Source organism: Phenylobacterium sp. T106 (assembly GCF_057219735.1).
In genome coordinates, this window is record NZ_JBXVWA010000011.1 from 96,762 (window position 1) to 112,179 (window position 15,418).

Annotated in this window: 11 protein-coding genes; 5 read left to right on the forward strand and 6 right to left on the reverse strand. The window is 70.7% G+C overall.

All coding sequences use genetic code 11. From position 1 onward, the window contains the following. Both AC2D8W_RS20090 and AC2D8W_RS20095 read right to left on the reverse strand, forming a co-directional pair. Nucleotides 1-525 carry a phage tail protein gene (locus tag AC2D8W_RS20090; RefSeq protein ID WP_484673028.1) on the reverse strand — a complete coding sequence of 175 codons (525 nt, stop codon included), beginning with the start codon at nucleotides 523-525 and terminating at the stop codon, nucleotides 1-3. 15 nt (nucleotides 526-540) lie between these two features. Then, the gene (locus AC2D8W_RS20095) at nucleotides 541-2,868 is read right to left on the reverse strand and encodes a phage tail sheath family protein (protein ID WP_484673029.1); all 2,328 of its coding nucleotides are present in this window, start codon (nucleotides 2,866-2,868) and stop codon (nucleotides 541-543) included. Between the two features lie 330 nt (nucleotides 2,869-3,198). Here AC2D8W_RS20095 and AC2D8W_RS20100 point away from each other — a divergent pair, with 330 nt between their 5' ends. Beyond that, entirely contained in the window at nucleotides 3,199-3,375 is a 177-nt protein-coding gene (locus AC2D8W_RS20100; protein ID WP_484673030.1) for a YegP family protein, read from the forward strand. Between the two features lie 424 nt (nucleotides 3,376-3,799). Here the strand turns inward: AC2D8W_RS20100 and arfB are convergent, their stop codons facing one another. Continuing rightward, nucleotides 3,800-4,225, reverse strand: coding sequence for an alternative ribosome rescue aminoacyl-tRNA hydrolase ArfB (arfB, locus tag AC2D8W_RS20105; protein ID WP_484673031.1), 426 nt, complete (start codon nucleotides 4,223-4,225; stop codon nucleotides 3,800-3,802). Nucleotides 4,226-4,441: 216 nt separating this feature from the next. On the opposite strand from arfB, the gene AC2D8W_RS20110 reads away from it, so the two are divergent. Next, nucleotides 4,442-4,945 carry a GNAT family N-acetyltransferase gene (locus AC2D8W_RS20110; RefSeq protein ID WP_484673032.1) on the forward strand — a complete coding sequence of 168 codons (504 nt, stop codon included), beginning with the start codon at nucleotides 4,442-4,444 and terminating at the stop codon, nucleotides 4,943-4,945. Between the two features lie 118 nt (nucleotides 4,946-5,063). Next, nucleotides 5,064-6,083, forward strand: coding sequence for a ketol-acid reductoisomerase (gene ilvC / locus AC2D8W_RS20115; RefSeq protein WP_293481649.1), 1,020 nt, complete (start codon nucleotides 5,064-5,066; stop codon nucleotides 6,081-6,083). 544 nt (nucleotides 6,084-6,627) lie between these two features. Here ilvC and AC2D8W_RS20120 read toward each other — a convergent pair. The 3 genes from AC2D8W_RS20120 to AC2D8W_RS20130 all read right to left on the reverse strand — a co-directional run bounded on the left by AC2D8W_RS20120 (nucleotide 6,628) and on the right by AC2D8W_RS20130 (nucleotide 12,755). Next, on the reverse strand, nucleotides 6,628-9,087 hold the full coding sequence (locus AC2D8W_RS20120) for a TonB-dependent receptor (RefSeq protein WP_484673033.1): 2,460 nt from the start codon (nucleotides 9,085-9,087) through the stop codon (nucleotides 6,628-6,630). Nucleotides 9,088-9,734: 647 nt separating this feature from the next. Then, on the reverse strand, nucleotides 9,735-11,363 hold the full coding sequence (locus AC2D8W_RS20125; protein ID WP_484673034.1) for an NAD(P)/FAD-dependent oxidoreductase: 1,629 nt from the start codon (nucleotides 11,361-11,363) through the stop codon (nucleotides 9,735-9,737). Nucleotides 11,364-11,696: 333 nt separating this feature from the next. Continuing rightward, on the reverse strand, nucleotides 11,697-12,755 hold the full coding sequence (locus tag AC2D8W_RS20130; RefSeq protein ID WP_484673035.1) for a phosphotransferase family protein: 1,059 nt from the start codon (nucleotides 12,753-12,755) through the stop codon (nucleotides 11,697-11,699). Nucleotides 12,756-12,825: 70 nt separating this feature from the next. On the opposite strand from AC2D8W_RS20130, the gene AC2D8W_RS20135 reads away from it, so the two are divergent. Further along, nucleotides 12,826-13,983 carry an amidohydrolase family protein gene (locus tag AC2D8W_RS20135; protein ID WP_484673036.1) on the forward strand — a complete coding sequence of 386 codons (1,158 nt, stop codon included), beginning with the start codon at nucleotides 12,826-12,828 and terminating at the stop codon, nucleotides 13,981-13,983. A 373-nt stretch (nucleotides 13,984-14,356) separates the two neighbouring features. Continuing rightward, nucleotides 14,357-15,151: a phytanoyl-CoA dioxygenase family protein gene (locus AC2D8W_RS20140; protein WP_293481655.1), complete on the forward strand. Its 795-nt coding sequence runs from the start codon at nucleotides 14,357-14,359 to the stop codon at nucleotides 15,149-15,151. Nucleotides 15,152-15,418: the final 267 nt, after the last annotated feature.

Genomic DNA, 15,418 nt, shown 5'->3' on the forward strand with positions numbered 1-15,418 from the left:
TCAGGCCGGTTCGGTGAAGGTCGGCTCCGACGGCTCGACGACGTCGACGTCGCGCTCCCAGCCCTCGTTCTCGAGCTTGAGGGACTCGATGGCGACCGCGTTGGCGTTTGCGTCCAGCTCGGGCAGGGCCTGGTACTCCGAGACCCAGCAGCGGAAGACCTTCCACGCCTTCGCGAGCTGGCCGGCCTCGTTGTAGAGCTCGATGATGATGTCCTTGCGGAAGTCCTTCAGCGAGGTCTCCGCGCCGAGGCCAGCGCCGAAGTTCCACACCTTGTTGGCCCACCGCTCGAACTCCAGGTCGTGCGTCACGCCGCGCTCCAGCGTCACCGCCTCGAACTTCACGCGGCCGGGCGACTTGCGGCTGGTCGACGGGTCGCCGCCCTCGCGGAACTCGATCATCTCGATGGACCGCTTCAGCGCGCCCACCTTCGAGACCCCGGCGACGTAGCGGCCGTCCCACTTCACCCGGAACTTGAAGTTCTTGTACGGGTCGAAGCGGCTCGGATTGACGCTGAACTGGGCCATGCGCGCGTCCTTTCGTCAGGCGCCGGCGCCGGCCTGGCCGGCCAGCTGCTGCAGCTTGATGATCACGAATTCGGCGGGTTTCAGCGGCGCGAAGCCGACGACGATGTTCACGATGCCCAGGTTGATGTCGTCCTGGGTGGTCGTGGTGGAGTCGCACTGCACCAGGTAGGCCTCGCGCGGGGTCCTGCCCTGGAAGGCGCCCTGCCGGAACAGGTTGTGCATGAAGGCGCCGACGTTCAGGCGGATCTGCGACCAGAGCGGCTCGTCGTTCGGCTCGAAGACCACCCATTGGGTCCCGCGGTAGAGGCTCTCCTCCAGGAACAGCGCCAGCCGGCGGACCGGCACGTACTTCCATTCCGACGCCAGGGCGTCCGAGCCGGCCAGCGTCCGCGCGCCCCACGAGACGGGGCCGAACGCCGGGAAGGCGCGGATGGAGTTGAGCCCGAGCGGGTTCAGCACCCCGTTCTCGGGATCGCTGAGCACATACTCCAGCCCCTGCGCGCCGCGGACCGCCACCTCGGTGCCGGCCGGCGCCTTCCAGACCCCCCGCTGGGCGTCGGTGCGGGCGTAGGTCCCCGCGATGGCGCCCGAGTTGGCGAAGCCCCGCACGCGGTTGTTCAGCAGGGGATCGGCGGCGCGGATCCGGGGGAAGTAGGCCGCCGCGTTCGGATGCCGCAGCGCCCCGTTGGCGGTCAGCCAGGCCCGCGCCTCCTCCACCGTGTCCACCGTGGCCGGCAGGTCCAGGAGCACGAAGCTGCGGCGCTCGGCGGCGTAGGCGATCGCGGCGGCCTGCAGCGCCGGGTCGGACTGGTTGGGCAGCGTCAGGATGTTGAAGAGATCCACGTCCTCCAGGGCGAACAGCCCGGTCTTGTCCGCGCGGCTGCCCAGCAGCTGCACCGGATTGGGCGGGGTTCCGTCCGCGCCGGGAACAGGGTCGCTCTGCGCCTCGAGCACGGCGCCGACGCCCAGCTGGTAGGCCGCCACGTTCGCCGAGGCTCCGGCGGTCAGGTCGGCCCCCGCGGCCTCCGGCCCGCTGTTGAACCTCAGGCGCACAGCCGGGTTCGCACCGCCTGGGACGACCACGATCTGGCCGTCGCCCACGCCCACCCGGGCGCCCGCGAGCTCGGGCCGGGTCGAGGCGGCGAAGGCGGCCTGAAGCTGGGTGCGCAGCCGGGCGAGATCCGGCGGCCGGCCCGCGTCGTCCGGCCAGAGCGCCAGCACCTCGTTGTGCATGACCCCGCCGGCCGCATCCAGCAGATCGACGTCCAGCGATGCGGGGCTGTCCAGGTCCCCGAAGTCCAGCGGCGGCGGATCCTGGCGCGCCCAGGCCGTGCCCGTCTGGGCCGGCCGCACGGCGGCGGCGCCGGTGGTCTCGCGGCCGCCGTTGGCCGCGCCCAGCCGCAGGACGCCGGCCGCGTTGCGCCGGCTCGCGCTGGCGTAGGCGACCGCGGATTCCTCTTCGCTCCCGGCCGGCGTGCCCGACGTGGAGACCAGGACCGCGCTGGCCCCGTCCACGTCGGCGGTGCAGGTGAAGCCGGCGTAGGCGTCGACGCCCGGATCGATGGCGCGGACGGCGGCCTGGATGCGGCCCGCCAGGTCGTCCATCTGCGCCTGGAAGTTCCCGACCAGCGCGTCGCCCTCGCCCAGGAAATCGAACTCCGCGACCCCGCCGCCGTCGAGCGCGATGGCCAGCCGACGGGCGTTGTCGCCCAGACGGTCCAGCTCGGCCTGGGTGATGACCCCGCTGATGGCCGTGGCCGCCGGGCCGAAGGGCAGGCCCCCAGGCCGCTCCAGGCGGATCAGGTTCGAGGCGGCGTTGACGGTGTCGACCGCGTAATTGGCCGCCGCGGCGTTCATGGAGAGGTTGCGGTAGGTCTCCGAGCGCGTGACGGCGGCGCGCCCGTTGCGCTCCTGCACCTCCGCGACGGTGAGGTTGAACAGGCTGGCGGGGTTCGACGTCTCGTAGTCGACGCTGAGACGCAGGTTGTTGCCCCACAGCCCGGCGGACCGCGCCGTGGCCGTCAGCACGACGTCGCCGCCGGGGTCGCTGCGCAGGTTGATGGCCGCCTCGGCCGCGCCGGCGGCCACCCGCACGATCCAGGCCTGCGTCCCGCCGTTCAGGAAGAACTGCGCCACCGCGTAGGAAAGGTCGCTGTCCAGGTCCAGACCTCCGAAACGCCGCTCGAAGTCGGCGAAACTGAAGATCTGTGTGGGTGTGTTCGTCGGTCCGCGAGATGTGAAGCCCACGAAGGCGGCGACTGACGTGGCTACGCCGGTAATCGCGCGGACGCCGCTCGGAACTTCCTCGATGTAGACACCAGGATACGAGACTGCAGTCGCCATAGACACCCCCATCGTCTGAATAGGGCCAGCAGAATGCGTTCTCGCGCGGATCTACGCGCGGGATATATTTCCCGACGTCTTGCGACGGAGGGCCATTGATCAGCTTAATGACATCTTAAGGGGAAGGCCATCGTACGGTAGAGTCAACAAGTTTCTGCGACGTCAGGATGTACGTCCTGATACCCAAGGTGTTAGGGGGGCTACCTCCGGTTGTCCTGAGACCCTGCCGGCTCCACTACACAGGATGGGTAGTCGGGTGCGAGAGACGCCTCCCCAACCCGGCGGAGCTTTGCCATAACGGAGCGGGGGCGCTCAGCAGTGGAGGCCGGAATGGCGCACAAGTTCGAGATCTACAAGGACAAGGCCGGCGAGTTCCGGGTCCGCTTCAAGTACAATTCCGAGACCATTTTCTCGACCGAAGGCTATGCGTCGAAGTCCGGCGCCAAGTCGGCCATCGAGAGCATCAAGAAGCACGTCGGCGACGCCGAGGTGGTCGAGGTCGAATAGGTCCCCCGCTCGCTCCGCCAGCTCCCCCAGAGAGGGGCGCTGGCGATCGGGCGGCCCCTCACGGCTGTCATCCCGGTTTCGCCCAAGGCGAAGACCGGGACCCATACGCACCCGATCCCGGGGAGGGCCCCCGGGCGACGCCGCCGCGCCTCCTCTTGCAGCCTTCGCCCCCGGGGGCCAAAGCCAGTGGTCCGATCCTCCCCCGCAGGGGGAGGGGGACCGCCGAAGGCGGTGGAGGGGGGCTACCCCCGACGCCCAAGACCCCTCCACCCTGCTGACGCAGGGTCCCCCTCCCCTTGCAGGGGAGGACCGTGCCAATGCCCCTGCAGGGGGAGCTCTGCCGAAGGCGGCGAGGGGTTCAGGCCCCTGGCGCTTCATACGCGATGGCCCCGCCCTGCGGGGGAGGGGCGCCCGCCGCAGCCGCTCAGTCGTCGCTGCGCACCTTGCCGCGCATGGCCTTGACGCCCGAGCGCTTGGACTTGCCCTCCAGCCGGCGCAGCTTGCTGGCATAGGTTGGCCTGGTCTTCTTCCGCGGCGGCGGCGGGGGTTCGGCGGCCTTGCGGATCAGCTCCAGCAGCCGCTCCAGCGCCTCCTGCCGGTTCATCTCCTGTGACCGCCGGGACTGGGCCACCAGCACCAGCACGCCCTCCAGCGTCAGCCGCGAACCCGACAGCTTCTCCAGCCGCGCCCGCACGCCCTCGGGCAGGGACGGCGACCCGCGCACGTCGAACCGCAGCTCGATCGCGGTCGAGACCTTGTTCACATGCTGGCCGCCGGGCCCGGAGGCGCGGACCGCGCGCACCTGCACCTCGTCGTCCTCCAGCGTGATGGCGGGGGTCACCTCGATCATGCGCGCGATTTTGCCATGCTTCGCCGTTGCGGCTATGGTCGCCGCGATGCGCGCGATGTTCGCCCTTTGCGTACTTCCCAACGCCACCGCCCCCGGCGGGCCGGTGAGGGATGTCCTGCGCTAGCGAACGAAGGCCGCGGACGAACCACCACCAGCCCCGCCGGGATCCGGACGGGGCTTTTTCATGCCCCCGTCCTCCGGCCCTCGGAGACGATCATGAGCGAGACGACCGACATCACCGTCCGCGCCGGCGAGCCGGCCGACATGGCGCAGGTGGCGCAGGTGCTGGGCCAGCCGCGCGCCGTCTGGGGGACGCTGCAGACGCCCTTCACGCCCGTGGCGCTCCGCGAGGCGCGCTTCGACGCCACGGACATCAACAACCGGATGCTGGTCGCCGAGATGGACGGGCGCGTGGTGGGCATGATCGGCCTGCACCGCGAGCCGCATCACCGCCGCCATCACGCCGCCGGCGTCGGCATGGCCGTTCACGACGCCTTCGCGGGCCGAGGCGTCGGGACGGCGCTCATGGCGGCCGTCGTCGACCTGGCCGACCGCTGGTGGAACGTCCGCCGGCTGGAGCTGAACGTCTATGCCGACAACGCCCGCGCCATCGCCCTCTACGAACGCTTCGGTTTCGCGCGCGAGGGGCTGCTGCGCGACTACGCCTGGCGCGACGGGGCCTATGTGGACTCCCTCGCCATGGCGCGCCTGCGCGCGTGAGCCGCCCGGAGCTCAGGGGCTATCTTGACCTGCCGGCAAAAAACCGCTTCACACCCCCGGCTTTTCCGCACCGCCGTTGCGCAGTTGCGACAGCTTTCTTTGTCCTAGGAGAACAATCATGCGCGTCTACTACGACCGCGACGCCGACATTTCCCGCATCCTGGACAAGAAGATCGCCATCGTAGGCTATGGCAGCCAGGGGCGCGCGCATGCGCTCAACCTGCACGACTCCGGCGTGAAGAACGTGGCGGTCGCGCTGAAGCCCGGCTCGGCCACCGCCAAGAAGGTCGAGGCCGACGGCCTGAAGGTGATGAGCGTGGCCGACGCGGCCAAGTGGGCCGACCTGCTGATGGTGCTGGCGCCCGACGAACTGCAGCGCGGCATCTACATCAACGAGATCGAGCCCAATATCCGCGACGGCGCGGCCCTGCTGTTCGCCCACGGCCTGAACGTCCATTTCGGCCTGATCGAGCCCAAGTCCACGGTCGACGTCTTCATGGTGGCGCCCAAGGGCCCCGGCCACACCGTGCGCGGCGAGTACCAGAAGGGCGGCGGCGTGCCCTGCCTGATCGCGGTGCACCAGAACGCGTCGGGCAACGCCATGGACCTGGGCCTGGCCTATGCGTCCGCCATCGGCGGCGGCCGCTCGGGCATCATCGAGACCAACTTCCGTGAGGAGTGCGAGACCGACCTGTTCGGCGAGCAGGCCGTGCTGTGCGGCGGCCTGGTGGAGCTCATCCGCGCCGGCTTCGAGACGCTGGTCGAGGCGGGCTACGCGCCCGAGATGGCCTACTTCGAGTGCCTGCACGAGGTGAAGCTGATCGTGGACCTGATCTACGAGGGCGGCATCGCGAACATGAACTACTCGATCTCGAACACGGCCGAGTACGGCGAGTACGTCACCGGTCCGCGCATCGTGACGCCCGAGACGAAGGCCGAGATGAAGAAGGTGCTGGAGGACATCCAGTCGGGCCGCTTCGTGCGCGACTTCATGGCCGAGAACGCCGTGGGCCAGCCCAGCTTCAAGGCCACCCGCCGCCGCAACGCCGAGCACCAGATCGAGGACGTCGGCCAGCGCCTGCGCGCCATGATGCCCTGGATCACCAAGAACAAGCTGGTGGACACCGCGCGGAACTAGACGGGCGCCGCCCTCCGCGGCGGCGGCCCTACCGACGTCGCTGAACCTGTACCGTCATCCCGCGGCTCGTCCGCGGGACCCATGCTTGCGCCAGCTGTGAGCCAGGACACATCGCAGGACCGACGTCGCGCCTGATCGGCGGGCCCCGGCGCAACCGCCGGCATGGGTCCCGCGGACACGCCGCGGGATGACGGCGCCGAGGGGATCCGGGACACCGGCAACGCTTCCCTGGCCCAGTCTCGCTGGCCGGAGGCGGTGCATCCGTGTCAGCGGCCAGCCGCCGCGACGAAGCCCGATCCACCGCCGAGACCGCGAGGTCGCCAGCGGCAGTCCTCCCCCGCAGGGGGAGGGGGACCGCCGAAGGCGGTGGAGGGGGCCGACCCACGGCGGCAGCGACCCCTCCACCCTGCTGACGCAGGGTTCCCCGCCCCTTGCAGGGGAGGACCGTGCAAATGCGCCCGCAGGGTGAGGACCGGAGCTTCCTCCCGGTGGCGCCAAAACCGCCGACCGCGGCGCCGGCGGTTCCCCGCCGGCGCCGTCCGCGTCAGTACGTGAAGCGGAGCGCCACGCCGTAGGTGCGCGGCTGGCCCAGGAAGGCGTCGTACGAGCCCGACTGCAGCACGGCGTTGAAGCCCACCTGGTAGTAGACGTCGTCGAACAGGTTCTGGGCGAAGGCCTCCACCGCCCAGCGCTTGTCGGCCGAGGCCAGCCCCACCCGCGCGTTGACCAGGGTGAACCCGGGCTGGTTCTTCACCGGGTCCAGGTCCGAGCCGGTGTTGTAGCTGGACACGCTCTTGGCGTTCACCGCGACGCGGCCGATCAGATCGTCGCTGAGGTTGCGCTCGTAGGTCACCCCCAGCGAGCCCGACCACAGCGGCGCCAGCGACAGGCGCGAGCCCGGCAGGTTGCCGCCCAGCTGCGCGGGCGTGCTCCGCGGATAGTAGGTCTCGGCGTAGGTGACGCCGCCGTTCAGGGTCAGGCCTTCCATCGGCGTGAACCAGATGAAGTCCAGGTCGACGCCCTTGGAGATCACCTTCGGCACCGAGGCCACGGTGAAGACCAGGCCGTTGAACGCGTTGAGCTGGAAGTCGTCGTAGCGCTGGTAGAAGCCGGTGACGTTCAGCAGGACCTTGCGGTTGAAGAGGGTGTTCTTCAGGCCGAGCTCGTAGGAGTCCACCGTTTCGGGCGCGAAGCTGGTGTCGAGCACCGGCTCGGTCGGCTGGCCGGGGACCGTCTGGTTCGTGGTCGCGATCCGGTCCAGGTTGAAGCCGCCCGCCTTGTAGCCGCGCGCGTAGGACGCATAGGCCATCACCTCGGGCGAGAAGCGATAGGCCAGCTTGGCGGTGCCGGTCAGCTTCTCCTCGTCCAGCGATTGGTCGTTGTTGCGGATCTGGCCGAAGCGGGGGCTGTTCGAGGCCGCGCAGAGCACCTGGTACGGGCCCGAGGCCAGGAGGCCGCCCGCCCGGATCAGGCTTCCGTTCGCCGGCAGGGGACCGCCGGCCGCCGCCGCGCGGGCCAGCGCCGTGGCGCAGCCGATCCCGCCGTCGGTGTTGCTCCAGAAGGTCTTGAGGTCCTTCTCCTCCCAGGTGTAGCGCAGCCCCACGGTCAGCTCGAGGCCCTCGGTGATCCGGAAGCTGTTGTTGGTGAAGAGCGAGAAGCCCTCTTCCGTCTGCCGGTAGAGGTCGTCCTGCCCCTGGCCCGCCACGAAGGTGGTCCCCAGCGGCCGGCCCGTGAACACCGGCGACAGCGTGCCGCCGAAGAGCGCGTTCACATACTGCTCGTACTGGGTCCCGTAGGTGACGGTGCGCACGTGCAGGCCCAGCTTCTCGCGCGAGTAGAAGGCGCCGACCAGCCAGTCCAGCCTGTCGGTCGCGCCGGCCAGGCGGACCTCCTGGGTGAAGGTCTGGAACTTGCTCGAGCCGGGGTTGGAGCTCAGGCGCAGGGTGGGGGCGTAGAGGATGTCGGCGCCCGTCCAGTCCACGTCCGAGCCGCCCGTCTGGCTCCAGTGGCGCAGGGCGGTGATCGAGGTGAGCTTGGCCCCGCCCAGCCACGGCGTCCGCCAGTTGGCTTCGGCCGCCCAGCCCTGGTCCTTCACCGTCTTCAGGAAGCTGCGGTTGCTGTAGTCGCGGAACGAGTCCGGGTCGGGCGGAATGGCGATGCCGCCGGGCGCCAGGGCATTGATGATCGCCTGCGTCGCGCCGTTCTGGATCTGCACCGCGCCGCAGCAGCGCTCGTCGCGCTTGGTGTAGTCCATCGACACGTTGAGGTCGAAGGTCTCGGTGGGCGCGAACAGGATCTGCGCCCGGCCGGTGTAGAAGCTCTGGTCGTTGTTGTCCTTCCCGGCGGTCTTGTAATAGCCGTCCCGCTCGCGGGCGGCGACGTAGACGCGGGCGGCCACGGTGTCGCCCACCAGCGGGCCGGTCAGCGAGATCGAGCCCCCGAAGCCGTCGTAGTTGGTGAACTGCGCCTCCGACGTGGCGCCCAGCTCGAACGACGGGCGGCGGGTGATGATGTTGATCACGCCGGCGGTGGTGTTCTTGCCGAACAGCGTCCCTTGCGGGCCCTTCAGCACCTCGATGCGCTCGGTCTCGCCCAGGTCGCTGAAGGCGACGCCGTTGCGCGGCCGGTAGACGCCGTCGATGACCACGCCGACCGAGGACTCCAGGCCGGGGTTGTCGCCCACCGTCCCGATGCCGCGGATGCGGGCCGTGGTGATGGCCGAGCTGCTGGTGGAGGTCACCGTCAGGCCCGGCGCGACGATGGTCAGGTCCTTGATGTCGCGGACGCCGGCGTCCTGCAGCTGCTGGGCGTTCACCGAGGTCACCACCACGGGCACGTCCTGCAGGCTCTGCTCGCGCATCTGGGCGGTGACGACGATCTCGTCGACCGTCGCGGTGGTGTCGTCGGCGGCGCCGGCGGTCTGCGCCAGCGCGCCTGTGGGCGCGGCGAGCAGGGCAAGGCCCGCCGCAAGCGGGCTCGCGGCGGCGAACAGGTTACGCTTCATACTTCAGCTCCTCCCAACGGGCTCAACGCGGCGCCGCTTACCCTGGAAAACCGTCGAGCCGCCCCGCCGGGCGCCCACCGACCGGCGATATCCGCAGAGTGCGTCCCTCCGGCCACAGGCCGCGGCTCGTCGTCGGCCGAACCCGTCATCCCGCGGCTTGTCCGCGGGACCCATGCTTCCTCGGGGCTGTGAGCCCGCCGACGTCGCAGGATCGCCGCCGCGGCTGTCCTTCGAACCCCTGCGCAGCCGCCGGCATGGATCCCGCGGACAGGCCGCGGGATGACGGCGTCGGGTATCCCGTGCGGGCCCATCGGTGGCGGGGTCCCTCGAAGACCATGCCCCACGACCGACGCCGAACCGTCATCGACTCCGCGCAACCTAATGGCGCCGCTGGTCGTTGTGGGCGGATCAGGAGGGCGCCATGCAGACGTTGCGGACCTTGTGGAAGTTCATGGGCCTGGGCGTCCTGGTCGGCCTCGACCTCCTGCGCCCGACCCGCCCGGAATACCGGCTGCCGGCCCGCTGGCAGGCGCGCTAGAGCGCGTTCCGAAAAGTGGGAACCGGTTTTCGGATCCGAACGCGCTCAAGCTATTGATCTAGAGACTCATTTTCCCGTTCAGACGGTTCCGTCTGAACGGGTGGGGCTCCTAGGCCGCCACGTCCGCCACGATCGAGCGGGCCACCGCCTCGGCGACCTTGATCCCGTCCACCCCGGCCGAGAGGATGCCGCCGGCGTAGCCCGCGCCCTCGCCGGCCGGGAACAGCCCGCGCACGTTCAGGCTCTGGAAGTCGGCCCCGCGGGTGATGCGGATCGGCGAGGACGTGCGCGTCTCCACGCCGGTCAGCACCGCCTCGTCGTCGTCGTAGCGCGGGATCTTCCGCCCGAACACCGGCAGCGCCTCGCGCATGGCCGCGATCACATAGTCCGGCATCAGGGGCGCCAGGTCGGTCGCCCGCACGCCCGGCCGGTAGCTCGGGACCACCTCGCCCAGCGCCGTGGACGCGCGCCCGGCCAGGAAGTCGCCCACCCGCTGGCCCGGGGCGAAGTAGTCCCCGCCGCCCGCCACGAACGCCCGGCTCTCCAGCTCGCGCTGCAGCGCGATCCCCGCCAGCGGATGGTCGCTGGGATAGTCGGCCGGGCCGATGCCCACCACGAAGCCCGAGTTCGCGTTGCGCTCGTTGCGCGAGTACTGGCTCATCCCGTTGGTGACGACGCGGCCCGGCTCGGACGTCGCGGCCACCACGGTCCCGCCCGGGCACATGCAGAAGCTGTAGACCGTGCGGCCGTTGGCGCAGTGGTGCGACAGGGAATAGGCCGCCGCGCCCAGGTCGGGGTGCCCCGCGCACGGGCCGAACAGCGCCCGGTCGATCCACGACTGCGGGTGCTCGATGCGGAAGCCGATCGAGAACGGCTTGGCCTCGATGTGGACGCCCCGGTCGTACAGCGCCTGGAAGGTGTCGCGCGACGAATGGCCTACGGCCAGCACCACCCGGTCGGCCTCCAGGAACTCGCCCGTGTGCAGGTGCAGGCCCCGCACGCGCCGCCCGCCGGCGCCGTCGGGACCGAGCTCGACGTCGGTGACGCGGGTCTGGAAGCGGTACTCGCCGCCCAGGGCCTCGATCTTGGCCCGCAGGCTCTCGACCATGGTCACCAGCCGGAAGGTGCCGATGTGCGGGTGCGCCTCGGTTAGGATCTCGGGTGGCGCCCCTGCGGCCACGAACTCGGTCAGCACCTTGCGGCCCAGGTGCCGCGGGTCCTTGATCTGGCTGTAGAGCTTGCCGTCCGAGAAGGTGCCGGCCCCGCCCTCGCCGAACTGCACGTTGGACTCCGGGTTCAGCTCGCTGCGCCGCCACAGGCCCCAGGTGTCCTTGGTCCGCTCGCGCACCACCTTGCCGCGGTCCAGGATGATCGGCCGGAACCCCATCTCCGCCAGGATCAGGCCCGCGAACAGGCCGCAGGGGCCTGCGCCGACCACCACCGGGCGCAGCGGCAGGCGGGCCGGGGCCGCAGCCACCGGCCGGTAGCTCGTGTCCGGCGTCGGCCGCACGTGCGGATCGCCCGCCAGCCGGCGCGCCACGGCGGCCTCGTCCTTCACGGCCACGTCGACGATGTAGACCTTCAGGATCGCGCTCTTGCGCCGCGCGTCGTGCGCCCGCTTCCACACCGACCACGACACCAGGTCGCCCTCGGCCACCCCCAGCCGCGCACAGATCGCCGCCGGCAGGGCCTCCGGCGGATGGTCGAGCGGCAGTTTCAGTTCGGCGACGCGCAACATGCCGCGCCTATGTAACCCCTCCCGCCACGCCGCGCATGCGCTGCCGGCCCGATCCTCCCCTGCAAGGGGGGCGATCGCATGGCGGTCGGGTGAGCGTTAGGGGCGGAAGAGCCGCCCGGCTTAACCGCAGAGATCGCGGAGGTGGCGCGGAGGGCGCGGAGGTCTCTGCGCGCTCTGCGTTCTTCTCTGCGTCCTCCGCGGTTCAATCGCGCGCCTGCGGCGTCCGCACAATAGGCCGGCGGCCCTATGCGATAGCCCTGCCCTCGGGCGCGAGGACGTCTCGTCCTCCGCTGCCAGGATGAGTGGGAAAGGGGCCCCCCGCGCCGGCCCCGCCTACCCGATCCAGCCCAGCGCGCGGCGGAACAGGCCCAGGGTCTGGTTGTGCAGGGCGTCGCCCGTGGCCTTCTCGGCCTTGCCGGCGGCGGCGCGCGCGTTCGTACCCTCCAGGATGATGCCCAGCTTGTAGCAGGCCAGCACGCCGTACCAGCGCATGTGGGTCAGGTCGCGGTCGGTCTGGCCGGCGTAGCGGTCCACCAGTTCATCGGCGGTGGGGAAGCCGTCCCAGGGCGTCACCGAGACCGCGCCCGTGGCGATGGCGTCCGGCTGCGGCCAGGTGGCGAGCAGCCAGCCCAGGTCGAGCAGTGGGTCGCCGATGGTGGTCAGCTCCCAGTCCACGATGGCCGCCAGCTCGGGTCCGTCGAACCGGAACAGCACGTTCGCCAGGTGGTAGTCGCCGTGGATGATCCCGGGCTTGAACGTCGGCGGCCGGTGCGCCTCCAGCCAGGCGCCGACGTCCTCCACGCCCTCGATCTCGCCCGGCCCGGCCCAGCCCTCGTACTGCCGGTAGCTGGCGAGCTGCTTCTTCCAGCGCCCCACCTGGCGCTCCAGGAACCCCTCGGCCCGGCCGAAGTCGCCCAGGCCCTTGGCCAAGTGGTCCACCCGCCCCAGCGCCGCGATGCCGTCCACCAGCGAAAGCCCCATGCCGCGCCGCACCTGCGCCGACCCGGCGTGCAGCGGCGGCAGGCCCACCGTGGCGTTGAAGCCCTCGATCGGCTCCATCAGGTAGAAGGCCGCGCCCAGCACGTCCTCGCCCGCCTCGGCGGCGATCAGGCGCGGATGGGGCACGTCGGTGTCGGCCAGCGCGCCCAGCACCCGGGCCTCGCGCCGCATCGTCTCGCTGCCGTTCATGTGCGCGGCCAGCGGCGGCCGGCGCAGCATGAACCAGCGCTCCCCCCGCCGGAACTTGAGCAGGATGTTCTGGGTGCCGCCGGGCGGCCGCGCCGCCTCCTCGATGGGCCCCGCCTCCAGGCCCCGGTCGTCCATCCAGGCCGCCAGCCGGTCCAGGTCGACCAGCGAGCGCCACGCGTCGAGCGACGGATTCTGTGCGGCCATGCCGGTCTCCCGATTGCCAAACCTTGATCGCGTTATAAGTTTGTCGAAACAACAGAACAGGGGAAGCGCCATGCCTGACGGCTTCATCCTCGAGATCGAGGAGCAGGTTGGCCAGCCGGTCGCTGCGGAACGCAAGCCGCAGGGCAGGACGCGCGACTGGCCGGCGGGCACGCGCATCGTCTCGGCCGACTCCCACATGCTGGAGGGCGACCTCTGGGTCGACCGCTTCCCGCCCGAGCTGAAGGACCAGGCCCCGCGCATGGTCTTCAAGGACGGCGGCTGGGACCTCTCCATCGGCGGCAAGTCGATGACCCCGCAGCCGATCGCCCAGCACCTCTGCCAGGCGCTGGAGTGCTACCCCGGCCTCACCGACGTGGACGCGCGCCTCCGCGACCTCGACGTCGAGGGCGTCGAGAAGGAGCTGATCTTCCCGCAGCGCCTGTTCGGCCTGATGATGTTCGGCGAGATCGAGAACAAGCCGCACGTCTTCGGCGCCTACAACGCCTTCATCGCCGAGATGTGCGCCAAGGCCCCGAAGCGCCTCTACTCGGTGATGGTGCCCAGCTACTGGGACCCGGAGGGCGCCGCCGAGAGCGTGGCCCGCTGCGTCGAGCTGGGCGCGCGCTGCCTGATGATCCCGCTGAAGCCCGGCAAGTTCGATGACGGCCGCACCATCCAGTACAACCACCCGCGGATGGACGGGCTCTGGGCCGCCGTCGAGGCCAGCGGCCTGCCGCTCGCCTTCCACATCGGCGAGGCGATCCCCACGGCCGAGCCGGGCGCCGTCGGCGTCTCGGTGCTCACCCAGATGCAGGGCTTCCGCCAGCAGTGGGCGGCGCTGACCTTCGGCGGCGTCTTCGACCGCTTCCCGGGCCTGAAGGTGGTCTTCGTCGAAGCCGGGCTCTCCTGGATCCCGGGCATGCTCCACGACGCGGACATGATCTACAATTCCTTCCCCACCTCGGTGAACCCGAAGCTGGCCCATCCGCCCAGCTGGTACTGGCGGGCGCACTGCTATGCGACCTTCATGACCGACCCGGTGGGCCTCTCGCTCATGGACCGCATCGGCGTCGAGACGGCGCTCTGGTCGTCGGACTACCCGCACCAGGAAAGCACCTTCGGCTACACCCGCGGCGCCATCGAGGCCGTCTTCCGCGCCCTGCCGGTCGAGGACGCCCAGAAGGTCGTCGGCCTCACCGCCCTGAAGCTCTTCCGGATGGACGACTGATGCCGCCGCTCCCAGCGGGCGACCCCAGTCCTCCCCTGCAAGGGGAGGGGGACCCTGCGCAGCAGGGTGGAGGGGTCTTCAGCGCCGAGCTCCGCCCCCCTCCACCGCCTGCGGCGGTCCCCCTCCCCCTGCGGGGGAGGACTGGCGACGGATTGGTCCTCCCCTGCAAGGGGAGGGGGACCATGCGCAGCATGGTGGAGGGGTCTTGAGCGCCGAGCCCCGACCCCCTCCACCGCCTCCGGCGGTCCCCCACCCCCTGTGGGGGAGGACTGGCGACGGATTGGTCCTCCCCTGCGCAGCAGGGTGGAGGGGTCTTCAGCGCCGCGTCCTCCGGCGACCTGGGCGGCAGACCCGAACGCGATGACAGGCCCGCATGACCGACCTCAGTGAAACCTACGCCCGCGACGGCGTCGTCCACCTGCCGGGCGCGCTGGACGCCCCGGCGCTCGCGGCCGCCGAGGCCGCCTGGGCGTGGAGCGTGGCCAATCCCGGGCCGCTCGCCTCCAACATCCCCACGAAGGGCTCCACGGCCACCTTCTACCAGGACCTCTACAATCCGCGGGTCCTTAGCGGCTACCGCGAGATGCTGGAGGCGTCCCCGATCCCGCGCATCGTGGCCGACCTCTGGGGCGGCGGGCCCGTCTGGTTCATGTACGAGCAGGTCTTCCTCAAGGAAGGCGGCGAGGCGCGGCGGACGCCGTGGCACCAGGACTCATCCTACCTCGCCGTCGCCGGGGATCAGCTGGCCGTGGCCTGGATCACCTTCGACCGCGTCTCCGCGGCGGACTCGCTGGAGTTCGTGAAGGGCTCGCACCGCGGCCGGCTCTACAACGGCTCCCGCTTCGACGTGGACGACGACACCCTGCCCACGCACCCGAAGTCGTCCCTGCCGATCCTGCCCGACATCGAGGCCGACCGAGCCGCCTGGGACATCGTCGCCTGGCCGGTCGAGCCGGGCGACCTGATCGTCTTCCACCCCAAGATGCTGCACGGCGGCGCGCCCACGCACCCGGGCGGCCGCCGCCGCACGCTCACCCTGCGCTTCTTCGGCGAGGACGCCGTCTACGACCCCCGAGAAGGCGGCGCCGGCCCCCGCGTCGAGGGCTTCCACCAGCGCATGACCCCCGGCGCCCCCTTCCGCGACCCGGCCTTCCTCCAGCTGGCGTAACCCTTCCCCCCATCACTCGACCTGTCATCCCGGCCGAAGCGAAGCGGAGAGCCGGGACCCATAGACTCCGCGCCTCAGGCACACCCCGGAAGGCGCCGCCGCCAAGCTTGACTTTGGTGGATAGATGTTCTACCTTTGTTCTCAATGGCCGAAGCCCTCACCCCTGAGCGCATGGACGCCGCCCTGGCGCGCGTCCTCGACGCCTGCGTGGAAGGCGTGGAGCTCGCGAGGGGCCTCATGGCCCATGCCGCCGAGGGCCAGGACATC